Annotated in this window: 22 protein-coding genes and 3 other annotated features; of the genes, 19 read left to right on the forward strand and 3 right to left on the reverse strand. The window is 35.1% G+C overall.

Annotated elements, in window-relative coordinates; all coding sequences use genetic code 11:
- Positions 1-143: 143 nt before the first annotated feature.
- Positions 144-725 carry a GNAT family N-acetyltransferase gene (locus AC5LWL_RS12130; protein WP_493434530.1) on the forward strand — a complete coding sequence of 194 codons (582 nt, stop codon included), beginning with the start codon at positions 144-146 and terminating at the stop codon, positions 723-725.
- Between the two features lie 757 nt (positions 726-1,482).
- Here AC5LWL_RS12130 and AC5LWL_RS12135 read toward each other — a convergent pair.
- Positions 1,483-1,839: a hypothetical protein gene (locus AC5LWL_RS12135; protein WP_493434531.1), complete on the reverse strand. Its 357-nt coding sequence runs from the start codon at positions 1,837-1,839 to the stop codon at positions 1,483-1,485.
- Between the two features lie 293 nt (positions 1,840-2,132).
- On the opposite strand from AC5LWL_RS12135, the gene AC5LWL_RS12140 reads away from it, so the two are divergent.
- The 3 genes from AC5LWL_RS12140 to AC5LWL_RS12150 all read left to right on the forward strand — a co-directional run bounded on the left by AC5LWL_RS12140 (position 2,133) and on the right by AC5LWL_RS12150 (position 5,752).
- Entirely contained in the window at positions 2,133-2,885 is a 753-nt protein-coding gene (locus AC5LWL_RS12140) for a DeoR/GlpR family DNA-binding transcription regulator (protein ID WP_493434532.1), read from the forward strand.
- A complete protein-coding gene (gene pfkB, locus AC5LWL_RS12145; RefSeq protein WP_493434533.1) occupies positions 2,882-3,787 on the forward strand; it encodes a 1-phosphofructokinase in 906 nt (301 codons plus the stop codon). The genes AC5LWL_RS12140 and pfkB overlap by 4 nt, the downstream gene beginning before the upstream one ends.
- Before the next feature lie 99 nt (positions 3,788-3,886).
- Positions 3,887-5,752, forward strand: a complete 1,866-nt coding sequence (locus tag AC5LWL_RS12150; protein ID WP_493434534.1) for a PTS fructose transporter subunit IIABC — start codon at positions 3,887-3,889, stop codon at positions 5,750-5,752.
- 579 nt (positions 5,753-6,331) lie between these two features.
- Here the strand turns inward: AC5LWL_RS12150 and bcbE are convergent.
- On the reverse strand, positions 6,332-7,615 hold the full coding sequence (gene bcbE / locus AC5LWL_RS12155; RefSeq protein WP_493434535.1) for a bacillibactin exporter BcbE: 1,284 nt from the start codon (positions 7,613-7,615) through the stop codon (positions 6,332-6,334).
- A gap of 331 nt (positions 7,616-7,946) precedes the next feature.
- Between bcbE and AC5LWL_RS12160 the strand changes: the two genes are divergently transcribed.
- From AC5LWL_RS12160 to AC5LWL_RS12205, 10 genes are all read left to right on the forward strand, one after another.
- Positions 7,947-8,582: an MOSC domain-containing protein gene (locus tag AC5LWL_RS12160; RefSeq protein WP_493434536.1), complete on the forward strand. Its 636-nt coding sequence runs from the start codon at positions 7,947-7,949 to the stop codon at positions 8,580-8,582.
- 52 nt (positions 8,583-8,634) lie between these two features.
- Positions 8,635-8,887 (forward strand) — a binding site (T-box leader).
- 34 nt (positions 8,888-8,921) lie between these two features.
- Positions 8,922-9,164, forward strand: a binding site (T-box leader).
- 169 nt (positions 9,165-9,333) lie between these two features.
- On the forward strand, positions 9,334-10,719 hold the full coding sequence (gene trpE / locus AC5LWL_RS12165) for an anthranilate synthase component I (protein WP_493434537.1): 1,386 nt from the start codon (positions 9,334-9,336) through the stop codon (positions 10,717-10,719).
- 3 nt (positions 10,720-10,722) lie between these two features.
- Positions 10,723-11,310 (forward strand): anthranilate synthase component II, encoded by a 588-nt coding sequence (locus AC5LWL_RS12170; protein ID WP_493434538.1) that lies wholly within the window; start codon positions 10,723-10,725, stop codon positions 11,308-11,310.
- Complete coding sequence (trpD, locus tag AC5LWL_RS12175) at positions 11,307-12,332, forward strand: anthranilate phosphoribosyltransferase (protein WP_493434539.1); 1,026 nt, start codon at positions 11,307-11,309, stop codon at positions 12,330-12,332. The genes AC5LWL_RS12170 and trpD overlap by 4 nt, the downstream gene beginning before the upstream one ends.
- On the forward strand, positions 12,332-13,108 hold the full coding sequence (trpC, locus tag AC5LWL_RS12180) for an indole-3-glycerol phosphate synthase TrpC (RefSeq protein WP_493434540.1): 777 nt from the start codon (positions 12,332-12,334) through the stop codon (positions 13,106-13,108). The genes trpD and trpC overlap by 1 nt, the downstream gene beginning before the upstream one ends.
- A gap of 11 nt (positions 13,109-13,119) precedes the next feature.
- A complete protein-coding gene (locus AC5LWL_RS12185; RefSeq protein ID WP_493434541.1) occupies positions 13,120-13,734 on the forward strand; it encodes a phosphoribosylanthranilate isomerase in 615 nt (204 codons plus the stop codon).
- A 12-nt stretch (positions 13,735-13,746) separates the two neighbouring features.
- Entirely contained in the window at positions 13,747-14,949 is a 1,203-nt protein-coding gene (gene trpB, locus AC5LWL_RS12190) for a tryptophan synthase subunit beta (RefSeq protein ID WP_493434542.1), read from the forward strand.
- Positions 14,949-15,740 (forward strand): tryptophan synthase subunit alpha, encoded by a 792-nt coding sequence (gene trpA, locus AC5LWL_RS12195; RefSeq protein ID WP_493434543.1) that lies wholly within the window; start codon positions 14,949-14,951, stop codon positions 15,738-15,740. The genes trpB and trpA overlap by 1 nt, the downstream gene beginning before the upstream one ends.
- 504 nt (positions 15,741-16,244) lie before the next feature.
- Positions 16,245-16,823 carry a GNAT family N-acetyltransferase gene (locus AC5LWL_RS12200; RefSeq protein ID WP_493434544.1) on the forward strand — a complete coding sequence of 193 codons (579 nt, stop codon included), beginning with the start codon at positions 16,245-16,247 and terminating at the stop codon, positions 16,821-16,823.
- Positions 16,789-17,382, forward strand: coding sequence for a DJ-1/PfpI family protein (locus AC5LWL_RS12205; protein ID WP_493434545.1), 594 nt, complete (start codon positions 16,789-16,791; stop codon positions 17,380-17,382). The genes AC5LWL_RS12200 and AC5LWL_RS12205 overlap by 35 nt, the downstream gene beginning before the upstream one ends.
- Positions 17,383-17,496: 114 nt before the next feature.
- On the opposite strand, the gene AC5LWL_RS12210 is transcribed toward AC5LWL_RS12205, so the two are convergent.
- The gene (locus AC5LWL_RS12210) at positions 17,497-18,405 is read right to left on the reverse strand and encodes a LysR family transcriptional regulator (protein WP_493434546.1); all 909 of its coding nucleotides are present in this window, start codon (positions 18,403-18,405) and stop codon (positions 17,497-17,499) included.
- Between the two features lie 507 nt (positions 18,406-18,912).
- Here AC5LWL_RS12210 and AC5LWL_RS12215 point away from each other — a divergent pair.
- The 5 genes from AC5LWL_RS12215 (at position 18,913) to AC5LWL_RS12235 (ending at position 26,225) form a co-directional block, all read left to right on the forward strand.
- The gene (locus AC5LWL_RS12215; protein ID WP_493434547.1) at positions 18,913-20,628 is read left to right on the forward strand and encodes an ABC transporter ATP-binding protein; all 1,716 of its coding nucleotides are present in this window, start codon (positions 18,913-18,915) and stop codon (positions 20,626-20,628) included.
- A gap of 586 nt (positions 20,629-21,214) precedes the next feature.
- Positions 21,215-22,183 (forward strand): DMT family transporter, encoded by a 969-nt coding sequence (locus AC5LWL_RS12220; RefSeq protein ID WP_493434548.1) that lies wholly within the window; start codon positions 21,215-21,217, stop codon positions 22,181-22,183.
- Positions 22,184-22,526: 343 nt separating this feature from the next.
- Positions 22,527-23,300, forward strand: a complete 774-nt coding sequence (locus AC5LWL_RS12225; RefSeq protein ID WP_493434549.1) for a Cof-type HAD-IIB family hydrolase — start codon at positions 22,527-22,529, stop codon at positions 23,298-23,300.
- A gap of 126 nt (positions 23,301-23,426) precedes the next feature.
- Positions 23,427-23,644: a binding site (T-box leader), on the forward strand.
- A 215-nt stretch (positions 23,645-23,859) separates the two neighbouring features.
- Complete coding sequence (gene proB, locus AC5LWL_RS12230; RefSeq protein ID WP_493434550.1) at positions 23,860-24,960, forward strand: glutamate 5-kinase; 1,101 nt, start codon at positions 23,860-23,862, stop codon at positions 24,958-24,960.
- 17 nt (positions 24,961-24,977) lie between these two features.
- Positions 24,978-26,225 carry a glutamate-5-semialdehyde dehydrogenase gene (locus AC5LWL_RS12235; RefSeq protein WP_493434551.1) on the forward strand — a complete coding sequence of 416 codons (1,248 nt, stop codon included), beginning with the start codon at positions 24,978-24,980 and terminating at the stop codon, positions 26,223-26,225.
- Positions 26,226-26,245 lie beyond the last annotated feature (20 nt).

Raw genomic sequence — 26,245 nt, forward strand, 5'->3', positions numbered from 1 at the left:
TGAAAGATGAATCAATTTTTGATTCATCTTCTTTCTATATCAGTAAATGTAGGTTTGATTTTGAAAAGGCTCTTTTCTAAAAAAGATTGTTGTCTTTTTATTTGGTTTTGCGTTGGTAAAACACGTTAATTGAGTAGAGAGGAATGAAAAAATTGGAATTACTGAATACAAATCGATTAATGCTGAGGAGTTGGCAGGAAACAGATAGTAAAGATTTATATGAGTATGCATGTAATGAATTGGTTGGTCCTAATGCTGGTTGGGCACCGCATAAAAGTGAAGAAGAAAGCAAGGAGATTATTAAGCTGTTTTTAACGAATGATCATACGTATGCGATTGTTTGGAATGAAGAAAATAAAGTGATTGGAAGTATTGGGATTCATGAAAGAAAACCAGATAGTTCGCTGTCGCATCTTAAGCAAAGAGAAATTGGTTATGCTTTAAATCCGAAATATTGGGGAAGAGGCATTGTGCCTGAAGCTGTTAATAAGTTAATTGATTATGGCTTTACAGAGCTGCAGTTAGATGTGATCTGGTGTGGACATTTTGATTTTAATCGTAATTCTAGAAGGGTGAATGAAAAATGTGGTTTTACTTATAGGCTGCAGAAAACTGGGGTTGTGCCGTTGTTGAATAATAAACTAGTTACAAGTTATTATTATTGTTTGTTCAGAGCGGATTATAGCAAAAAGAAGCTGGGACATAAGTATTCCAGCCGAAGATAAGCCCAAACCATGATACGAAGATGTAAAAAAAATTTCGTATGATGGTTTGGGTTTTTTATTCATGTGAAAAAGAAGGTTTGTGGTAATCGTCCACAGCCTGAATACACTTCGCTTTCCGTGGGGCTCGTGCTGAGCCGCTTCGGCCCTTGGCCTGCAGGGTCTCAGCTGCCTCGCTAATCCCACAGGAGTCTACGTGTATTCAGGCTGCTCCCTGCTTATTAATTTAAGAAAGCAACTTCTTTTCATGGGTTATGGTGTGAATCCTTATTCGCATGGTTATCTATCCTGAAAAAAGGCTCTCTCGAAAAGTCCGCAGTCAGAATACACTTCGCTTTCCTGTGGGCGATCGACGAGCCTCCTCGCTTTGCTACGGGGTCTCGTCTTTCTCGCATTCCCACGGTAGTCTTCGTGTATTCTGACTGCTTCCTGCTTATGAACTTAGACTATAAAAAAAATTGCTGCTTCTTTTCATGGGTTATGGTGTGAATCCTTATTCGCATGGTTATCTATCCTGAAAAAAGGCTCTCTTGAATAGTCCGCAGTCAGAATACACTTCGCTTTCCTGTGGGCGAGCGACGAGCCTCTTCGCTTTGCTGCGGGGTCTCGTCTTTCTCGCATTCCCACGGGAGTCTTCGTGTATTCTGACTGCTTTCTGCTTATGAACTTAGACTGTAAAAAAATGGAATGTCGCTTCTTTCATGAGCCATGGTGCGAGTGTTTTTGAGTGTTGTTTTTTGTGAATTACATTTGAATTATCTTAATGAAATAATAAAAAAATATAAAACAATATAATTAGAAGTAAAGCGAAAAAGGTTAGTTTTTTCACCCAAGCGACGGGTAATTTTTTTCTTGTTTTTTGTTTGTTGAAACCAATAAATTGTATTGAATTTTTGTAAATGACAAAAACTAATAAGCCAAAACCGATATACTGGATGATAAATAGTACCATCAATAGGGAGTTTTCTTGAAAAAAGCTTATGTTTGGGAAAGCATAGCCGGTGATGGATTTAATGATGATGTCATTAATAGAACCAAACAAGGCGAAAAGCAAAACACTCATAATAATAATCTTAATGAGTTCTAAATAATAAAAGGATATCTTTTTCATGTTCATTTTTTATTCGGTTCCTTTTCAAAAAATTTGAGTAGAGCTGATATCTATTATAGGAGATAAGAATGAAAAATTTCAACATTTGAAACATAATTAATTAGGAAAAGGGGTAAAGAGTTTGAATGAGCTTATTTTCTGCCTATTTGAAGAGATAATAAGACAAAAAACGTTCACAAACTTTCATATTTTGAATTTTTTTGAATGATTTTGAAAGAAAATGCTTGATTGTTGAAATCGTTTACAGTATTATTTTTATAGAGGCATAACACATGACTCTAAGGAGATGATGTGAAAAGTTGTTAACACCTGAAAGACATCATTTAATTTTACAATTGATTAAGGAAAAACACACAGTTAAACTACAAGAGCTCGTAGATAGAACATCCACTTCTGAGTCAACAATAAGACGTGATTTAACATTATTGGAACATGAGGGCTTTTTAAAAAGAGTCCATGGAGGTGCATCTAGGCTACAAGGGAAAAGAACAGAGCCTAGTATGATTGAAAAATCTCTCAAAAACCTTCAAGAAAAAAAACAAATTGCAAATTATGCGGCAAGTTTAATAGAAGATGGAGATAGTATATATTTAGATGCGGGTTCAACTGTGACAGAAATGATTCCATTTCTTGAGAAAAAAGATATTGTTGTTGTAACAAACGGATTAATGCATTTGCAGCCACTTTTAGAAAAGGGAATTTCAACTTATATCTTAGGTGGTTATGTGAAAGAAAAAACAAATGCAATTGTTGGAAGAGGTTCATTAGTTAGTTTGAATAATTATCGGTTTGATAAATGTTTTTTGGGTGTGAATGGTATTCATCCTAAATCTGGGTATACTACACCTGATCAGGAAGAAGCGATGGTGAAAGAATTAGCAATGGAACTTTCAAGGGAAGCATTTGTTATTGCAGATGACAGCAAGTTTTCAGAGGTTTATTTTTCAAAAATTGCCGATCTTAATGAAGCGGTAATTATTACTAATTATCTTGACGAAGAAATAAGCGAAAAGTATTTACGAAAAACTAGTATAAAGGTTGTGAAAGTATGATTTATACACTAACATTAAATCCTTCTGTTGACTATATTATTGAATTAGACACAGTTAATTTAGGGGAATTAAATCGTATAGGAACTACTAGTAAATTTCCTGGTGGAAAAGGAATTAACGTTTCTAGAGTATTAAACAAAATGGGTGTTACAAGCAAGTCTTTAGGATTTGTTGGTGGGTTTACAGGTAATTATATTGTAGATCAACTGCAAAAAGAAAATATTGAAACTAATTTTGTGGAAGTTGAAGAAGATACAAGAATCAATGTGAAAGTAAAAGCAGATTCTGAAACAGAGTTGAATGCAAACGGACCTTTTATTTCTGAAGATAAGTTCACTGAACTTAAGCAAAAAATCAGTGAGTTAACATCTGATGACTTATTAGTGCTTGCAGGAAGCATTCCATCTACTCTTCCGAAAACAACATATGAAGAGTTAGTGAAAATTTGTCATGAGCAACATGTTTCTTTTGTTGTTGATGCTGAAGGAGAATTGTTAAATAAAGTATTGCCGTATTCACCATTTCTTATTAAACCGAATCATCATGAATTAGGTGAGTTGTTTGATACGACCATTACAAGTATAGAAGAGGTTGTCCCTTATGGGAAAAAACTATTAGAACGCGGTGCGCAAAATGTAATTGTCTCATTGGCAGGAGATGGTGCGGTTTTAATTAACGAACACGAAACTATTATCAGCACGGTTCCTAAAGGAGAAGTGAAAAGTTCTGTAGGCGCAGGCGACAGTATGGTTGCGGGATTCCTTGCAAAATATCAAGAAACGCAGGATATACGAGAAGCTTTTCGTTATAGTGTAGCTTCAGGTAGTGCTACAGCATTTTCCATTGGTTTATGTTCAAAAGAGAAAGTAGAAAGTTTATTACCACAGGTAATTATTAAATAATTATATCAGATATTCAAATAATAGAACGGAGCACCTCAATTGGCATGGCAAATGCCAATTGAGATTGCTTGATAAAAACAGAAAAAGGAGCGTTATCTGATGAAAATAACAGAATTATTAACGCAAGAAACTATCCTTTTAAATATAGAAGGAACACAAAAGTTATCAACAATTGATCAATTGGTGGATGTTTTAAACAGTGCAGGGAAATTAACGGATAGAGAAGAGTACAAAGCTGCTATTCTAAAAAGAGAATCTCAGAGTACTACTGGTATCGGTGAAGGAATTGCTATTCCACATGCGAAAACAAAAGCTGTAAAAAATGCTGCAATAGCATTTGGGCGTTCAACAGCAGGGGTAGATTATGAATCTTTAGATGGTCAGCCAGCGAATCTTTTCTTTATGATTGCTGCTCCAGATGGTGCAAACAATACACATCTTGAAGCATTATCACGATTATCTACTATCTTGTTAAAAGAAGAAGTTCGAGCTAAATTACTCGCTGCAAAAACGAAACAAGAAATTGTTGGAATTATTGATAGTTATGATGTAGAAGAGGAAGAAGTAGAGCAAAATATTGCAGATAAAAAGAACTTTATCGTTGCTGTTACTGCTTGTCCAACAGGGATTGCTCACACATATATGGCAGCGGATTCATTAAAAGCGAAAGCTGCTGAACTGGGTGTTGACATTAAAGTAGAAACGAATGGATCTGGCGGTGCAAAAAATGTTTTGACTCCTGAAGAAATTGAGAATGCTACAGGAGTAATCGTTGCAGCTGATACAAAAGTGCAAATGGAACGTTTCAAAGGAAAACATGTTTTAGAAACACCAGTTGCAGATGGAATAAGAAAACCAAAAGAATTAATTGAAAAAGCACTTAATCAACAAGCACCAATTTATCAAGGTGGTTCTGGATCAAGTGAAGGGGAAAGTGGCAAAAAAGGAAAAGCAGGTATTTACAAACATTTAATGAACGGTGTATCCAATATGCTTCCGTTTGTAGTTGGTGGCGGTATATTAATTGCTATTTCCTTTATGTTTGGATACAATTCTTCTGATCCTAATGATCCTAGCTATAATGCTTTTGCAGCTGTTTTAAAGCTAATTGGCGGAGATAATGCATTCTTCTTGCTTGTTCCTGTATTAGCTGGATTTATTGCAATGAGTATTGCTGATCGCCCTGGTTTTGCACCAGGTATGGTTGCAGGTTTAATGGCTGCTACTGGTGGGGCTGGATTCTTAGGTGGTTTGATTGCAGGTTTCTTAGCTGGTTACGTAGTTATTGGATTAAAAAAAGCATTGGAAGTATTACCGACTTCTCTTGAAGGTATCAAAACGATTTTGTTGTATCCGTTACTTGGAATTTTAATTACTGGATTAATTATGAATTATGTAGTTATTGGTCCTGTTGGAGACTTAAATACTGCTATTACAAATTGGTTGTCTGGTTTAGGAACAGCAAACGCTGTGTTATTAGGTATTATTCTTGGTGGTATGATGGCAATAGACATGGGTGGTCCTATTAATAAATCAGCTTATGTATTTGGTACAGGTCTTATTGCAAATGGAGTATTTGAGCCAATGGCAGCTATTATGGCTGGAGGAATGGTTCCGCCACTTGCCATTGCTTTAGCGACAACTATATTTAAAAAGAAATTTACAAAACAAGAACGAGATGCAGGTACAACAAATTATATTATGGGATTATCCTTTATTACAGAAGGTGCGATTCCATTTGCAGCAGCAGATCCGCTTCGTGTCATTCCTTCAGTAGCAATCGGTGCTGCAATAACTGGCGGATTGTCTATGTTCTTTCACATTGCATTAAGAGCACCACATGGTGGTATCTTTGTTATCGGATTAGTAGATGGAAGTGCATTATTATATCTGCTATCTATCGTAATAGGTGCAATTGTAAGTGCAGTATTGCTTGGTATTTTGAAAAAACCTATTCAAGAATAGAATTAAATAAACAACAATCTCGACACCCCAAATGTTCACTTTTGGGGTGTTTTTGTTTTTTTAAGATAGATAAGAAAAACTGAGAAAACAAGAGAATAACTGACTTTAATGAGGGAGTATAAAATTTTTGAAATGTGAAGTCTGTCTAGCTCTCCATCCAGTATGTTCAAGTGCCAGTGAAGACATAAGGCTTGCAGGATGCTAGTCAATCGATGTTTTAACAGGATATTGCGTAGTAATTATCAGTAAGAACATTTGCATATTGGAAACATTAAACGGCTTCAATGAGCTTGTTTCAGTATGCTGAAACTTTGGGGAATCAGGTAGCGACTTTATTAGCGAAAATGAAGTTAATGTTCACTTAGAGGTGGGGCGGAATGGCTTAGTGAACGAAAAAAAGTTAATGGTTTGAAAAGTGATTTGCTAATGAAATGATTGGGTGGAGAAAACAATGATTAATTGTGTACCTTTGAAGGGATGTATATGCTTAGATAAAAAGAAGGCAAGGCATATGAATAAGCCTTGCAGAAATTAACATAATTAGAATGACTAAATCATTGTTTAGAATCAATTCAGTCGTTAAGCTTGTGTGGATTTTTGCTGTTTTAAACGAAATAACGCTGCAAGTGCGGCAAGAATCGCAATTCCGCCTAATAAATAAAATTGAAGCTGATCAGCATGTTTAATGAATAATGCCATGCATGGCGGTCCAGCAGCTACGCCAATAAAACGCATAGAGCTATAAAGGCTTGTTATGGTTCCTCTTTCTTCTTTTTCTATCCCTTCTGTAATTAAAGCATCTAAGGGTGGCAGGCTCGCGCCTATTCCGATTCCTGAAATGGTAAGAAATAACACAATAAACCATAATTTTTCAGTGAAGCTGAGTGCGATCGTTCCAGAAATAATCGCAATAATGCCGATAAAAGTAATCCACCTCATTAAATTTTGATCTTGTTTTATTTTTCTCCCAGTGATAAAGGAGGTAAGACACAATGCACCTAACGGAATGGCAAGGAAAAATCCTTTTTTTATATTTTTGATATGATATTTTTTTTCTAGTACATCTGATAAATAAAACATCTCAGCAAATAAAATAAACATAACAATAGCACCAATGAAAAAAATAGCATATAGCCATTTTTTGTCTTTTTTTATTACTTCTTTTGTATGTGTGATAAATTCTTTAAAAGGCAACGGCTCCTTTTGACTTGCAGGCACTTTAACGAAAAGAAGAATCAAGATGATGGATAGAAAACAAAAAATAGGAATAGACATAAAAGGAATGAACCAAATAAATCCGGCTAGGAAGGCGCCGACTATGGGGCTTAATACTTTGCCAAACGTATTTGATGTCTCGATTACACCTAATGTACTGCTAACCTCTTCTTCTTTTTTAAACATATCTCCAACTAAGGGCAAAACGATAGGAAAGGCTCCTGCTGCTCCAACACCTTGTAGTGCCCTTCCAATAAGAATAACCCAATAGCTATTGTCCATCATCCATGCAGCTATACCAGCAATTGCTCCACCAATTGCAGATATAATAAGACTAGGAATAATTACTTTTTTTCTGCCGATATGGTCCGATAGATAACCTGCCACAGGGATTAGCAAAATGGCAACAATAGAATAAACAGTGATAATCATACTAACTTGAAAAGAAGAAATCTCCAGCTTTTTTTCAATGGTAGGGAGCACCGGAATTAGCATGCTATTTCCTAATGTCATAACTAATGGGATAGAGGAAATAGAAAAAATGGACATTTTGGAAACCTTTGTTTGATCATTTTTTGCTTTCTGTTTTGTTTCTTTTGCATTATTAGAAAGATTAATAAAATTTTTTTCATCATTTATATGATCCATTCTGCAATATCTCCTTGACTTCGGTATGTTGGCTAAACTTAATATGTACGAAAAGAAGAAAAATTACTAATGAATTACAGTGGAAAAAAATGGCTTTATAAAATTTTATTTTTCTAAGAGTGTTTTACATTTTATTTATTGCTTTTGTAATTGAAGCAGAGAGCAGCCAAAATTATACGAAAACTCCAGAAAGACGAAGCCTCGTAAGTAGTACTTGCTCGCAGAAAAGGGAAGAGTACTCTGACTGCGGACTATTCAAGAGAGCCAAAACCACTTTCCAGGATAGCTTATATGATAAACTAGACATTATCAGGGGAAGGAGGAAAAATAATTGAGTCAAATTATTGCATTAAGTGTAGGAAAACCAGAAAACTTACCATGGAAAAATAAAATGTATTCTTCAGCCATAGGAAAAACCAAAAAGGATGAAGTTTTATTAAAAGTAGATGGATTTACCGGCGATGATGTTGCCAATCCATCCTTTCATGGCGGACCAGAACGTGCAGTATGTTTTTATCCGTATGAACATTATAAAAAATGGGAACAAGAATATGGTGTTCAATTGTCGCCGCCAGCCTTTGGTGAAAATATCTGCACAAGTGGTTTTTTAGAAAAAGATACATATATAGGAGACATTCTTTCCTTAGGAAATGCAGTCGTTCAAGTAACTCAAGGGAGAATTCCATGTTCAACCATTTCAAAATTTAATAAAATTGACACGTTTTTAAAACGAATAGTAGAAACTTGTTATACTGGCTATTTTCTAAAAGTGATAAAAGAAGGGACTGTAAGAGCAGATTCATCTTTTACATTATTAGAAAGGCAACAGCAGGAAATATCTGTTTGGGATGCCACAAATTTAATGTTATTAGATCGAAACAACAAAGCGCAGATAGAAAAGGTTTTATTAATAGATGCACTAGCTCTTGACTGGAAACAAAGATTTGAAAAAGCATTGCAAAAATAAGGAGAATCACTTGACTTTTATTAAAAAATTCACTATGATGGTTACAACATAGTGATTGGCTATGACGAAGAGTAGTAACTTTTATGGAAGCTTTAGAGAGCTGATGGTTGGTGAAAATCAGTGTGGATATAAAGGTGAATGGACTTCCGAGCCTCTAAACCGAAACTTTTTTAGAAGTAGGCTTTAGCGAAAGTCTCGTCGTTACAAGAGACGGAAATTTTACACCATTGATGTGTAAAGATTTCTTAAAGTGAGCTTATTTTATAAGCTAATGAAGGTGGCACCACGGGTTTCTCGTCCTTTTTATAGGAGAGAGCCCTTTTTGTATTATATAAAATGATGAAAACGATGATTAAGAGTAGTATGTTATGATGCGTTGTTACAGAGAGTCGGTGGCTGGTGTAAAACCGATACAACCATATAACAGAATGGACTTAAGAGTGCGAACTTGAAAAATGCAGTAGAGTTTGCCGGGTTCCGCCGTTAAAAGGAGAGAGTAAACTTTTTAAAGTATACTCGAAAAGGGAGAGTGGAGAAACACTCTAACTAGAGGTGGTACCGCGGTTTCTAATCGTCCTCTATCTGAATCTTTAAGGAGAGATTACAGATAGGGGACTTTTTTTATCCTTTTTTTAAAAGCAATAAAGGCAGCTGCTTCTAATATAACACCAATTTTTTAGAAACGAGTCTTATTAGTTAGATGGATGATTAGCTCTTGAAAATAATTTATTTGCCATTTGGAGGGAAAGACATGTTAAAACAAACGAGTCAGTTATTGATTATCGAAAAAATAAATGGAGATCTTTTAACACCGATTAGTATCTATCAAAGATTGAAAGGAAAGAAAAAATTCTTATTAGAAAGTTCGCTTAAACATGAAAACTCTGGAAGGTATTCCATAATAGGAAGCGATCCAACTTTCGAATTAATTGGAAAGGGATCATGTTCTACAATCGTTCGAGGCAATGAAAAAGAAGAAATAAAGGAAAAAGCTTTATCTCTTGTCAAAAAAATATTACCTGACCAACAAGTTGACTTGCCATTTGATCTTCCTATAAACGGAGGTGCAATCGGTTATGTCGGGTATGATAATATCAGACAATATGAAGAAATCGGAAAAGAAGCAAAAGACGAATTGGGAATTCCAGATGTACATCTATTATTTTTTGAAGATTTGATTATTTTTGATCATTTAGAACAAATTATTTATTTAGTCGCTACACCTCTAACTGATACAACAACAGAGGAAGCACTTAAAGAAAGAATAGAAAAAAGAAAAGCGGAACTTACAGAACCATTTTGCGAAGAAAAAGAAGAAGTTGCTGTTTCCTCTTTTCAATCACATATGACAAAAGAAGAATATATGAAAAAAGTCGAAAAAGCGAAAGAATATATTTTAGAAGGAGACATTTTTCAGGTCGTTCCATCACACCGAATGTCAGCACATGTAGAAGGTTCTCCTTTTTCCTATTATCGAAAACTGCGTATAAAAAATCAGTCACCTTATATGTACTTCTTAGATTTTGAGGAATATGCGATAGTAGGTAGTTCACCGGAAAGTCTGATCAAAGCAAGCAAAGGGAAAATTATTACAAATCCAATTGCTGGTACTAGACCAAGAGGAAAAACAACAGAATTAGATAAAGAATTAGAAGCAGATTTACTGCAAGATGAAAAAGAATTGGCTGAACATAAAATGCTTGTTGACCTAGCTAGAAACGATGTAGGCAAAGTAAGCCATTTTGGAAGCGTAAAAGTTGAAAAATATTTAAAGGTAGAAAAATATAAACATGTGATGCATATCGTTTCTGAAGTAAGTGGAGAGCTTAAAGGAAATCAATCGAATGTAGATGCCCTTGTATCAATCCTTCCTGCTGGAACGGTTTCCGGAGCACCGAAAATTAGAGCAATGCAAATTATTAATGAACTAGAGGGTACAAAAAGGGGAATATACTCAGGTGCTGTTGGCTACTTCTCCAAAAATGGAAATATGGACTTTGCTTTAGCCATTCGCACAATGGTAATTAAGGATAATACAGCATATATTCAAGCGGGAGCTGGGATTGTGCATGATTCCATTCCAGAAAAAGAATACGAAGAAACCATTCATAAACTAAAGGTATTTTTGGAGGGATAATAGATGATCTTATTAATCGATAATTACGATTCATTTACGTATAATTTATTTCAATATTTAGGCGAGCTGGGAGAAGAAGTTAAAGTTGTTCGAAATGATAAAATTTCTGTTGAGGCAATTAGAGAATGGAAACCTGATCGAATTGTTTTATCTCCTGGACCTGGCAGACCAGAAAATGCAGGCAGCCTCATTGCGATTATTCAGGAATTGCATCAAGAATTTCCGATATTGGGGATATGTTTAGGTCATCAAGGCATCGGATATGCATTTGGTAGTGAAGTGGTAAGAGCAGACAACATTATGCATGGAAAAACTTCACTTTTAAAGACGACAAAAACTTCCGTTTTTAAAACGTTAGAAGAACCAGTAGAAGTAATGAGATATCATTCTCTTGTAATTAAAAAAGATACAATATCAAAGGACTTTGATGTATTGGCTTATTCGACAGATGATGAAGAAATTATGGCAATCAAACATAAAAATTTTCCTTTGTATGGGTTTCAATTTCATCCAGAATCAGTTGGTACAGAAACAGGAAAACAGCTGTTAGCTAATTTTATTCAAGAAACAAAAAAGGAGGCTATAAAATGAAGCAATATTTACAAAAGCTGATGCAAAATGAATCGTTAACAAAAGAAGAAATGATTGCTGCTGCGAGACAATTGTTTTCTGAACAAACAAGCGATAGTGAAATTGCTGCTTTTATTACAAGTTTAAAAATAAAAGGGGAAAGTGCAGATGAAATTGTTGGGATCGTGCAAGCAGTAAGAGAACAAACACTTCCTTTTCAAAATGCTATTACTGGATGCATCGATAATTGCGGAACAGGGGGAGATGGATCACAAAGTTTTAACATTAGCAGTACATCTGCTTTTGTATTGGCTGGAGCCGGTGTGCCTGTTGCTAAACACGGTAATCGCAGCATTTCGAGTAAAACAGGGAGTGCGGATGTACTTGAACATCTTGGCATCAAATTGAATATTACACCAGAACAGAATGAAGAACAGTTAAAAGAAGTGGGCATTACCTTTTTATTCGCTCAGCATGTTCAGCCGAAAATGGGAAGAATTATGAAAGTGCGCAGAGAATTGGGTATTCCGACAATCTTTAATTTAATTGGTCCTTTAACGAATCCCATAAATTTGGAATCGCAAGTATTAGGGATTTATCGTAAAGATTTTACCGAATTATTTGCCGAAGTGTTGAAAAAGTTAGGCAGAAAAAGAGCAGTTGTATTAAATGGTGCAGGAAGCATGGATGAAGCTTCCTTGCAAGGAGAAAATGAACTTGTTATTTTAAATGAAGGCAAAATAAATAAAGTCATTTTGCATCCAAACGAGGTGAATCTTCCAGTTTATGATAATAAGGAAATTCGTGGTGGAGATGCAAAGGAAAATGCGGATATATTATTACGCGTTTTAAAAGGAGAAAAAGGGGCTTATTTGGACACAGTACTATTAAATGCCGGGATTGGCATTTTTGCAGCAGGCAAAGCAGATACCATAAAAAAAGGGGTAGAACTTGCCAGAGAAAGTATAAAATCAGGAGCTGCTTTAGATAAATTGCAGAAATTAGCAGAAAAAAGCAAAGGGCTTCAGAAGGCAGGGATATAATGGAGACGATTCTAGATAAGATAATTGCGGAAAAACATACTGTGATAGAGGATCTGCATAAAAGAAAAAATGAGTTGGAAAGGAAAACAGCAAATAAACAAGTTTCTTTTTTAAAACGTTTGGCAAATGCCGACACACTTTCTATTATTGCAGAGTTTAAAAGAGCTTCCCCTTCAAAAGGAGATATCAATATTCATCTCGATCCGGTTGAACAGACAACAAACTATGAACAATACGGAGCTGACACTATTTCTGTTTTAACAGATACTCCTTTTTTCAAAGGAACGTATGAAGATTTGCAAGCAGTCCGCTCAGCGGTAAACGTGCCTGTGCTTTGCAAAGATTTTATTATTGATTCTATTCAAATTGATTTTGCAAAGCAGTATGGAGCAAATTTGATTTTATTAATTGTTGCAGCTTTAGATGATCAGAAATTAAAAAGTTTATATGATTATGCGATAAAAAAAGACCTGGAAGTGCTTGTCGAAGTGCATAATGAAGAAGAAGCAGAGAGAGCAATTGCTTTAGGCGCTAAATTGATTGGAGTAAATAATCGCAATTTGAAAACATTTGAGGTATCGTTGGGAACAACCGAGCGTCTTGCTCCAATGATTAAAAAAAGCGGCAGCTATTTAGTCAGCGAAAGCGGAATTGCTACGATGGATGATATTAAAAGGGTAGTAGCGGCAGGAGCAAACGCCATCTTGGTTGGAGAAACGTTTATGAAAAGTGCCGATTTAAAAGAAACATTAACACAAATGAAAGTAACATTGTAAGGTGTGGGAAAATGAATGCTAAAATTTGCGGCATCACTAATAAGCAAGCAGCATTGTGCGCAGTAGAACATGGTGCAAAAGCAATTGGGTTTGTATTTGCTGAAAGTAAACGAAAAATAAGTCCAGAGGGTGCGAAAGAAATTATTTCTATATTGCCTGAAACGGTATGGAAAGTCGGCGTATTTGTAAATGAGTCCAAAGAAAAAATTGATGAAATAGTCAAACAATCTGGCATTAACGTTATTCAACTTCACGGAGATGAGTCGAAAGAATTTGCTTCTCAGTTTGCGTTGCCGGTTATAAAAGCTTTTAGTATACAAACAGAAGAAGATTTACTAATGGCTGCTGATTTTTCCAGTGATTATGTTCTACTAGACAGTCCAAGAGAAAAGTATTATGGCGGAAATGGAAAATCCTTCGATTGGAATATCGTCAAAAATTTTGATTTTCGTGGAAAAAAAGTAATTCTTGCAGGAGGACTTCATCAAGATAATGTGGAAGATGCACTTGAAATGGTAAATCCATATATGGTTGATGTTAGTAGTGGGGTTGAAACAGACGGAAAAAAAGATTTGCAGAAAATACAAGCATTTTTAACGAAATTAACGGTACATAATGAGCAATAGGAGGAATAACAAATGACAACAAACTATTCATTTCCTGATCAAAAAGGCCACTATGGTGTTTATGGCGGAAGATACGTTCCTGAAACATTGATGCGTGCAGTAGTCGAATTGGAAAATGCTTATGTAGAAGCAACGAAGGATCCAGTATTTCAATCAGAATTAGATTATTTATTAAAAGACTATGTTGGCAGAGAAACTCCTTTATACTACGCAGAAAACTTAACAAAATATGCAAAAGGTGCGAAAATTTATTTAAAAAGAGAAGATTTAAACCATACAGGGGCTCATAAAATCAACAATTCATTAGGGCAGGCATTGCTTGCTAAAAAAATGGGCAAAAAGAAAGTAGTTGCTGAAACTGGAGCAGGTCAGCATGGAGTAGCGACGGCAACAGCTTGCGCACTGCTTAAATTAGAATGCACCATCTTTATGGGCGAAGAAGACATCCGCAGACAAAAACTCAATGTGTTTCGTATGGAAATGCTTGGTGCAAAGGTAGTTGGCGTAACGTCTGGTAGTGCAACATTAAAGGATGCCTGTAATGAAGCGCTGCGCTATTGGGTGACAAATGTAGAAGATACACATTATGTGTTAGGCTCTGTACTTGGACCACATCCATTTCCTATGATGGTTAGAGATTTCCAAAGTGTTATCGGAAAAGAATCAAAGCAGCAATATAGACTGAAAGAGGATAAACTTCCGGATGCAGTTGTTGCCTGTATTGGCGGTGGAAGCAATGCAATGGGGATGTTTTATCCATTTATAGAGGACGCGGATGTAAAAATGTATGGTGTTGAAGCTTCTGGACATGGACTTCATACAGAAAAACACGCGGCTTCTTTAACAAAAGGAAAACCAGGGGTGCTGCATGGCTGCTTTATGTATTTATTGCAGGATGAGGATGGACAAATTCAAGAAGCACATTCCATTTCAGCAGGTTTGGATTATCCTGGAGTCGGACCAGAGCATAGTTATTTAAATGATATCGGCAGAGTCCAGTATGAGTCTGTTACAGATGATGAAGCATTTGAAGCATTGCAATTATTATGCAAACTAGAAGGGATTATCCCAGCATTAGAAAGCGCGCATGCGATTGCCTATGTCCTTAAATTAGCGCCAACGATGAAAGAAGAAGAAGGTATTATCGTTTGTTTATCTGGAAGAGGAGATAAGGATGTTAACACAGTAATGGAAAAAATGGGAGTGGATAAATAATGTTAACAATTGCTGAGGCGTTTGCAGAAGTGAAAAAAAATGGAGATAAAGCATTTGTACCATATATTATGGCAGGTGATGGCGGACTAGAAAGCTTAGAAGAAAAAATCAAGTTTTTAGAAAAAGCAGGAGCAACAGCAATTGAAATCGGCATACCATTTTCTGATCCTGTTGCAGATGGACCAATTATTCAAGCTGCTGGAATCCGTGCACTTCAAGCGGGAACAACGTTAAAAAAAGTATTTGAAGCCATTGTCTCATTTAGAGCTTCTACCACTATTCCACTTGTGATTATGACATATATCAATCCTATTTTATCATTTGGAATTGAAGCTTTTTTTCAAAGCTGTAAAAAAGCAAGCATTCAAGCCATTATTGTACCAGATTTGCCAATTGAAGAAGAAGACATGCTATTAACATATGCTGACAACTACCAAGTTGAAATTATCCGCTTAGTAACGTTGACAAGTCCAATTGACCGGATTGAAACAATTGCGAAAAAAGGAAATGGCTTTTTATATGCTGTAACGGTGACAGGAATTACAGGTTCAAGAGCTTCCTTTCAAGAACACTTAGGCACACATTTATTAAACGTGAAAGAAGTTAGTCCAATTCCCGTATTAGCAGGTTTTGGTATTTCAACACCAGATCATGTGAAAAACATGACCCAATATTGTGATGGTGTAATCGTCGGAAGCAAAATAGTAGACTTATTTGAAAAAAATGATTTAGAAGGCATACAGGAATTAATCAATGCCAGCAAAAAATCAGCAGTTGAACAAAATAATTAACAGTATTTTTTTAAAAACAGCCTAGCTTTTAATCGAAAAAGAATGGATCCGTTACAAGGTCCATTCTTTTTCGTTGTTTCTGATCAAATAATGATTCTTCTTAATAACGAAAACGCATCAAGCAATAGCAAGATGTTCAAAGTTAATGAAGGTGTAAGCCTAATGTCATCAACTTAATATTTCGTAAATTGTAATATAATGAAGATTAGTGGTTTGGAAAGCGAGCGGTAAGCCTCGGAAAACCTAACGTATACTCCTGTTTTTATTCATTTTCTAATACAAGTAACATAAATGCTTATTTCACCACTTTCAATAGAGAAGGTCAACCTTTTTCCATTATTTCTAATGTTTTTTCCTTTGTATTACTAGAATAAATAGGCAGAAAAGTCAATATGAATTAAATGTAAAATCGAGCAGGGAAAAAATCGATATGTATGGAATTTAAATGATAGAACTTAAAAAAATGTTTTTATAAGATAGTGAGAATGAGGATTAATCATCAAGATGAAGTGTGGTGAAAAGATGTATATAAGAGAGTTAACGGCAAAAGATGCAAAATCATACTGGCAATTACGATTAAAAACATTAAGGCAAAATCCAAATTCGTTTTTAGTAACAATTGAGGAAGAAGAAAACAAAGCACAGCCTATAAAAAAAGCAATCATGCAATTAAAAGATCCAACTCGTTTAACATTTGGAGCATTTTACAATAATCAATTAATCGGTGCTATCACATTGCAAAAAGAAGTCTTCATAAAAATTAAACATAAAGGAAGTGTTTTATCTTTTTTTGTGGAAAAAGACTTTAGAGGAAATGGGATAGGAAGAGGTTTATTGCAAAAAATCATCTCCACCGCGAATGAATACCAAATTGAGCAGCTTTTATTAAGCGTTGTTTCAACGAATGAGAGAGCGATTCAATTGTACCAATCAATAGGTTTTACCTCAATTGGCACAGAAAAAAGGGCATTGAAGGTAGATAATCAATATTTTGATGAACAGCATATGGTTCTATTTTTAAACGAAGTCGTAAAGGAGAGGGTAGAGAGTGAAACAAAGAACAGTAGGAATTTTATTATTTGAAGAGGTAGAAGTATTAGACTTTGCTGGTCCTTTTGAAGTATTGTCAATTGCGAGTTTTAAAGAAGATCATGAACGAAAACCCTTTAAAGTGACAACCGTTTCAGAAACGGGTGAAATCATTACAGCCAGAAATGGATTGCAAGTAAAGCCTACATACTCTTTTAACAATGCACCAAATTTTGATATTTTAATTGTGCCAGGTGGTCCTGGTGCTAGACAAACAGAAATACATAATGAAAAACTTATTGATTGGATAAACCAGCAAAACCGCTCAACGGAGTATACCACATCTGTATGCACTGGTGCGTTATTATTAGGAAAAGCAGGACTATTAGATGGAAAAAAAGCGACAACGCATTGGGCTTCCTATGAAAGACTGGAAAAAGAGTTTCCACAAGTGGACGTAATAAAACAAGTGAAATTTGTTGATGAAGGGAGAATTATTACATCTGGAGGAATTTCAGCAGGCATTATAATGGCATTTCACCTTGTAGAAAAATTAGTAGGCGAAGAGGAGAAAAAACAAACGGCAAAAAGAATGGAGTATGATTTAATCTAATCCTCGCTATTCTTAGTTAGTTAATAAGAAAACGCTTGTCACTAGCCGAAAAGACAAGCGTTTATTTCAACATAAACATAGATTTTTTGCTTTGAAATTATTTTATTGTTTTAATTAATGATAAATAAGTTCTTTTTCTATTGATTTTATTGCAGTTAATTTCTTAAGGAATAAATCGACAGCGCGTGGTCTGAAATCCGTTTTAGGAATAACATAAGAAAAGTTACGAATGATCGAATCATTTTTTATCCGCAATGGATGAATTGTATTTATTTGTATTTCCTTTTGAATAGAAAACATCGAGATAATAGAGATTCCTAAGCCAGACTCTACAGATTCTTTGATAATTTGTGTGCTGCCAAATGAACGTAGTACAGGAGGGGAAAATGCATATTTTTCAAAAAATTCATCAATCGTTTGTCTTGTTCCAGAACCCTCCTCTCGTAATATCCATGTTTCCTTATATAAATCCTCTAAGTCCACTTCCTGGTATTGAGATAAAGGATGATGCTTATCAACAATAATAACCATCTCGTCTTTCGCAAAGGGAGTAAAAAGTAAATTTGGATGTTCTTCAACTGTTCCATCTACTATACCGATATGAAGTTCTCCCCGCAATAATTGTGATATAACTTTACTGGAATTACCTATGGTTATCTTTGGATCAATAAGTCGGTTATCTTTTATAAATTCTGCAATATATCTAGGCAATAAGTATTCACCAAAGGTATAACTGGATCCAATCATAAAGGGACCACTGACAGCATCGGTCGTATCTTCGATTAATCTTTCTACCTTTTCGTATTGTGTTAAAATTTTTTTAGCATGCTGATACAAAATTTCACCTGCATTCGTTAATCGTACATATTTGTTCGTTCGGTCAAAAAATTTCACTTCATATTTTTTCTCTAATGCTTTGATAGAAAGAGTAACGGCAGATTGGGTAATATGGAGTACTTCAGCAGCCCTTGTAAAGTTTTGCTTCTCAGCAACTGTAACAAATGTTAACAAATGATAGTCCAATGAAACCACGCTCCCTTTTTTTAACGAACACGATATAAGTACACAAATAAATGTAAAATAATATACTAAGCTACTAAGTAACTACTATTTCTACGATATAAATAATTTCAATATCCGAATTAAAAAATCCTTTTGATAATTTGAAAAATTCAAATATTTATTTCACAATAGTATGTTGACTTTTTATACTCAACATGATTTCTTGTCGAAACCAAGTGAAATTAACTATTATTTCGTGTTTGCAAATATTTTGTCTTGAATAATAATTCACTGCCATCTATAATTAATAATGATTCTCAAGTAGTGGTTGGTATTAAAAACTACTAAGAAAGGAGTTGCATGTAATATTTTGATCTTCAGCAATAAAATATAAAGGAAAAACATATGCAATAAAGACGGTGAGAGGGAAGCGATATAAACTACGAATAAACAAAAAACAAGAACGTTTGTTTATTACCATAAAAATAGGCGTAGCTCCAACCTCTTTCCACAAAAAGGAGATAGTAGATGATTAAGCGTTTTTTTACATATTATTTACCACATAAAAAATTATTTATTTTGGATTTTAGCAGCGCAGTTATTGTCGCGATATTAGAGCTTGCTTTTCCATTAGCAGTTTCTTGGTTTATTGATGATTTACTTCCAGAAGGAAATTGGAGTTCTATTGTATCTGTCAGTGTTGGATTGTTTACTCTCTACTTAGTGAGTACATATCTTCAATATATTGTGAATTATTGGGGACATAAATTAGGAATTAATATTGAAACAGACATGCGTTCTCAACTATTTAATCATGTGCAAAAACAATCCTTTAAGTTTTTTGACAATACAAAAACAGGTCATATTATGAGTCGTATTACCAATGATTTATTTGATATTGGTGAATTAGCCCATCATGGACCAGAGGATTTATTTATTGCGATTATGACCTTTGTTGGTGCTTTTTGGATTATGGTTACAATTAATATAAAGCTTGCCCTTATTATTATTTTTATCGTTCCGATTCTAGTATGGCTTATTACGTATTGTAATCGAAGTATGCATAATGCTTGGAAAGATATGTATGGTGATATAGCGGATGTAAATGCACGAGTGGAAGATAGTGTATCCGGTGTACGAGTTGTGCAGTCCTTTACAAACGAAAACTATGAAATATCTCGTTTTTCCATCAATAACAAAAGGTTTAGAAAAGCAAAAGTCGGTGCTTATAAAGTAATGTCTTTAACATCTTCTTCTGTGTATATGCTGATGCGCTTTTTTACTTTAGTTGTATTGGTGTACGGAGCTTGGTTAACCTTTCATAATGATTTATCAAATGGACAATTAGTAATGTTTATTCTATATGTTAATATACTTCAAAAACCAATTGACAAAATAAGTACATTATTGGAGTTGTATCCAAAAGGAATGGCTGGGTTTAAACGGTTTATTGAATTATTAGACACCGAACCCGAAATTAAAGATAATGAAAATGCTTTGAATGTTGCATCCTTAAAAGGGAATATTGAATGGAAAGATGTTGTATTCAGCTATGATCAAAAACATCCTGTTTTAAATAATATAAATTTATCCATAAAAGCTGGAGAGACGATTGCATTTGTTGGTCCATCAGGTGCAGGAAAAACAACAATATGCTCGCTTATACCCCGATTTTATGACGTGAATAAAGGCAGCATCATGATAGACGGGATAGATATTCGTAATATGACAACATCCTCATTAAGATCACAAATTGGTATTGTTCAACAAGATGTCTTTTTATTTACAGGAACATTAAAAGAAAATATAGCGTACGGAAAATTGAATGCGACAGAAGAAGAAATTCAAGAAGCGGTCAAATATGCTCATTTAGAAGACTTAATTCGTAAACTTCCAGATGGATATGAAACACAAATTGGAGAAAGAGGCTTGAAGTTGTCAGGTGGTCAAAAACAAAGAATTGCGATTGCACGAATGTTCTTAAAAAATCCGCCAATTCTAATCTTGGACGAAGCCACATCAGCACTTGATACAGAGACAGAATTAATTATTCAAAACTCGTTAAATAAGTTAGCGCAAAATCGAACAACACTTGTGATTGCACATAGACTAGCAACAATCAGAAATGCAGATCGAATAGTAGTTGTTACGGAAAATGGAATCGAAGAGGAAGGTCGCCATGATGAACTAATAGAGAAAGATGGCGTTTTTGCAAACCTTCATCGCGTGCAATACCAGCAATAACAATAGTATTTATACCTTTTTAAAACCCGAAGCGAAAACACTAACCCGTTTTCGCTTTTTTAACATGACCAGGTTAAATTTCATTATTTTAATAGAATTAAAAAAAAAGCACGGAATAACCGTAGAAAAATATACAATAACCAAGCAGACTAGTTAGTTTTAATAGATAAAAGAACATAAAAAGCAAAGTGAATTCCGGCTACGGACTAATTGAGAGAGCCAAAGCTTTTTTCAGAGTAGACACCCCTGCAAACAATTTTGCACCATGACACATGAAAAGAAGTAGTTTCCTATTTTGTTTTATGACTTAAGTTTGAAGCAGGGAGAAGTCAGAATACACGAAGACTCCCGTGGGAAAGCGAGAAAGACGAGGCCCTGCAGGAGTGAGCGACGAAGCGGCTCGACGCTCGCCCACAGGAAAGCGAAGAGTATTCTGACTGCGGACTATTCGAGAAAGCTCAAATCCATTTTCAGGGTAGTCAAAAAAAGTTTGAATTTAATAAACAAGATAAGGTATAGTAGGGATAAATTACTGAATTTTTTAACATTTAATCTAAAGATAAACACTTTTAAGGAGAATTAACATATGCGTTCACTTATTTTAGGTGTACTAGCTGCATTTTTTTTCGCTTTTACATTTGTTTTAAACCAAGCGATGGAAATTGGCGGAGGCAGCTGGATATGGAGTGCATCACTTCGATACTTTTTTATGCTGCCACTACTAATCCTGCTCGTATTATTTAAGAGTAACATTCAGCCAGTTTGGAAGGAATTAAAAAGAAATCCACTTTCTTGGCTGATATGGAGTTCCATTGGATTTGGAATATTTTATGCATTTATTTGTTTTGCATCTGCATATGGACCTGGTTGGCTTGTTGCCGGCACTTGGCAGTTGACCATTATATCAGGAACCTTGCTGGCACCGTTTTTTTATGAAAAAGTAATCACAGCATCCGGGAATACGATACTCGTACGAAAAAAAATTCCATTTAAAAGCTTATCCTTCTCTACTTTAATTGTCGCAGGCATTGTATTGATGCAAGTAGAATACGCAATGGAATTATCTATAAGAAGTACTTTATTATGCTTTATTCCCATCGTTATCGCCTCATTTGCATATCCTTTAGGAAACAGAAAAATGATGGAAGTTTGCAACGGTCGGCTGGATGCGTATCAACGCGTATTAGGAATGACGATTGCAAGTCTACCATTCTGGATCGTGTTATCTTTTTACGGAGTTTTTACAGTTGGATTTCCTGCACAACAGCAAATTATCCATTCAAGTATTGTCGCTGTTTTTTCAGGAGTTTTCGCAACCGTTTTATTTTTCGCGGCAACAGATTTAGTAAGAAATGACATGCAAAAATTAGGAGCAGTAGAAGCTACGCAATCTTTTGAAGTGCTTTTCGCATTGCTTGGTGAAATTCTCTTTCTTCATGCAGATTTTCCATCCATAATTTCTTTAGCAGGCATGTCTTTCATTGTAGTAGGAATGATTTTTCACAGTATATTTGCAAAAAAACCAGCTGCAATAAAAAATTCTGTAAGTACATAATCGAAAAATCATAACCTGTATTAAACATTTTAAAAATTATGGGAATGCAAGAAAGACGAGAGCCCGCAGGAGCAAAAATCCGAGGAGGCTCGGCGCCAGCCCCATGGAAAGCGAAGTGTATTCTGACTGCGGAGTAATTGAGAGAGTAAAACCTCCTTTCAGGACAAATATTTAAAACCATTATTAAGAATAGGTAAATTAAACGGAATTTTTTACATATTTTAAATCAAAAGGTATACTATGAGAGTGAAAAGCAGAATAATGAAGATATGAATAAAAGGGAATATACCGAAGATGATCCACTATTCTTTTAAAAAAAATAAATAGTAGGAGGACCAATCGAATGAATGAAAATAAAAAGTTTCCAGAAATTAAATTAATCGCACTCGATATGGACGGAACCTTATTAAATGAAAAAGGAGAAATACCAAAAGAAAATCGAAAAGCAATCAAGGAAGCACAAGCGAACGGAATACATGTGGTACTAAGTACTGGCAGGTCAATTGCTACATGCAAAGACCACGCAGAGAGTTTACTTTTGAAAACGTATTTAGTTACAGTGAACGGCAGCGAAATATGGGATTGGCAAGGGAACTTGATCGAAAGGAACCTTGTGGAAGCGGAGAATATTCAGTGGATGTGGGATCTTTCGAAAAAGCATAAAGCAAAGACTTGGGCGATAAGCTGTAATCAAATTTGGAATGGTGACATGCCAGAAGATATCTCTACATTAGAGTGGCTGAAATTTGGATTTCATATGGAAGATAACAAAATACGAGCAAGTATTATGAAAGAATTACAAGACAAGGGTATATTTGAGATCAGTAATTCTTCTCCTGTTAACATAGAAGTGAATGCGCTCGGTATCAATAAAGCCAGAGGATTAAAGACGGTTTGCGAGAGATTAAATGTTACAATGGATCAAGTAATGGCTGTTGGTGACAGCCTCAATGACATAAGCATGATTAAAGAAGCAGGACTTGGCGTTGCTATGGGCAATGCTCAAGAAATCGTGAAACAAACAGCAGATGTAGTTACTTCAACAAATGAAGAAAATGGTGTCGCAAATGCAATTAGAACATGGGCATTAAAAAGCGAATATGTTGGAGAAAATTAAAGAAAACAGCATTTTTTAAAAAAAAGGGTTCTTTCATCAGAGGAAAGGACCCAAATTAGTATGTTGAACGGTAAAAAAACTAATTGAAACAATGAAGAAACCTGTTATAATAAAAAATAATATAAAAATTGATCGTAGAAAAAGGACTAGTATGCGGAATCTTACGTAATAGAGAGTGAAGTTTATAAGCTGAAAGACTTCATAACGGAACAGACGCAGAACCTGCCTTTAGAGTCCTATGTAAAGCATAGGCGTTATCTGACGTTATCAGACAAAGTGGAATAATTAGTTTATTAATTATTCAATTAAGGTGGTACCACGGAAAAGCCCTTTTCGTCCTTTGTTTTAGGATGAAAAGGGCTTTTTTATGTTTAAAGGTAAGAAAGTATAAAGTTTTCAAACTAGATTAGTGTCTAGCTCCAGCGCCTAGCCCCTGTGAAAGATAACCTCCTGCCTCTAAAAGTAAAGAACACTTTTTGAGTCAGGAGAACATTTTTCTTCGGGGCTAAGCAAGGGCGCTTGCGCTTTTCTTATATTGATTGAAGGAGGGGCCGTATTAATGGATAGAAAAAGGATTGTTGTGAAAATCGGTAGCAGTTCGTTGACGAATACAAAAGGAGAAATTGATCAGCAGAAGCTTTTTGATCATGTTGCTAGTATTGCAGCACTTAAAAGAGATGGACATGAGGTTATACTAGTTTCAAGTGGTGCTGTTGCAGCTGGTTTTACTAAATTAGGATATCCAGCAAGACCTGTCACATTAAAAGGAAAACAGGCAGCAGCTGCAGTTGGTCAAAGTCTGTTAATTCAAAGCTATATGGAGCAGCTTACCCAGTATCATATTACCCCTGCACAAATATTATTAACAAGAAATGATTTTTCCAAAAGGGAACGCTATCGCAATGCCTATTCTACGCTGATGGAATTACTTGAAAGAGGTATTTTACCAATTATTAATGAAAATGATACCGTATCTGTAGAAGAATTGACATTTGGTGATAATGATATGCTGTCAGCGCTTGTTAGTGGTCTTGTTCATGCAGAGCAATTAATTATTTTGACAGATATAAATGGACTGTATGACAGTAATCCTAAAGATAATCCAAATGCAATAAGATACGATAAGATTACTGAAATTACAGAACAATTTATGAAAGGAGCGGAGGGAACAGGTTCCAATGTAGGGACTGGAGGCATGAAGTCAAAATTAGTGGCAGCTGATACGGCGCTTTCTTTAGGTGTAAAGGTGTTTATTGGAAAAGGAAATGGACAAGATAAACTCCTTTCTATTTTGAAAGGAAATGGTGATGGTACTTATATTGGTTCAGATGATCTAACTGCCCTTAACAATAATAGACAATGGATTGCCTTACATTCCACTGTTTCTGGTAGTCTTTATGTCGATAAAGGTGCAGAAAAAGCATTGATGGAAAAGGGAAGCAGCTTGCTTCCGGCAGGTGTTCACAAAATCGAAGGTATTTTTGAAAAAGGCAATGTTGTAGAAGTAATCGGTAAGTCTGGAATAATTGGCAAAGGGGAAGTACTTTATTCTTCTATTGAACTACAACAAATTATCGGGAAAAAAAGCTTGGATTATATAGAATTGGATAGTTTTTCATCAAAAGAGGTAATTCATCGAAATAAATGGGTGAAAATATAAAAGAGGGGGAAATTAAAATGAGCGAAATTAAACAAAAGGGAAAAGCAGCAAAACTTGCAAGTTTACAAATGACAAGATTTTCTACGGAAGAAAAAAATGAAGCATTGCAGTTCATTAGTGAACAGTTAGTCACTGACCAAGAATATATAATTCGAGAAAACAAACGAGATTTAGAAAATGGACAGAAAATAGGTCTTTCAGCGTCTGTGCTAGACCGTATTATGTTGAATAAAAAAAGAATTGAAGATATGGCTCAAGCTATATTGCAACTGATGACACTAGAGGATCCTGTAGGGAATATATTAGAAGAAATAAACAAAGATAACGGCCTGAAAATAGTGAAAAAAACGGTCCCAATCGGAGTAATGGGGATGATATATGAAGCAAGACCAAATGTGACTGTTGATGCGGCTACTTTATCCATTAAAACAGGTAATGCCGTCTTATTACGCGGCAGTTCAACCGCTGCTTTTTCTAATCAAGCTATTGTTAAATCGATTCATACAGCATTGGAAAAATCGATTCTTCCGATAAATGCGGTTCAATTAATTGAAGATACAAGCAGAGATACAGCTAAAGAATTGTTTCACTTAAAAGAGTATTTAGATGTGTTGATTCCACGTGGTGGGAAGAATCTAATTGACACGGTTGTAAAGGAAGCAACAGTTCCAGTAATTGAAACAGGAGCAGGGAATTGTCATATCTATATTGATGATACAGCTACAAGCGAGATGAGTATTTCTATCTGTATAAATGGAAAAACACAGCGTCCTTCCGTCTGCAATGCTATTGAAACCATTTTGATTCATGAAAATTCGTTTCAAAAGTTCGGCAGTCAGCTACTTCAAGCCCTTACAGATAAAGACGTGGAAATATATGGAGATGAATTAGTCTGTTCTCTTTGGGAAAATGCTAAACAAGCCAAAGAAGAAGATTGGTATACGGAATATTCAGCACTAAAAGTTAGTGTGAAAGTCGTAAATAATGTGGAAGAAGCGATCAATCATATTAATCAATATGGAACAAAGCATTCAGAAGCAATTATTACAAATAATGAAGAGCATGCGGCTCATTTCTTAACACAAGTGGATGCAGCGGCTGTTTATCATAACGCAAGTACAAGATTTACTGATGGATTTGAATTTGGATATGGAGCAGAAATTGGCATCAGTACTCAGAAGTTACATGCAAGAGGTCCAATGGGATTAAAAGCATTAACATCAAGTAAATATATCATTTTTGGTAATGGTCAAGTGAGACAATAACACAACCTTCTCTCGTAAAT

This window comes from Niallia sp. WK069_GA_01 (assembly GCF_983173855.1).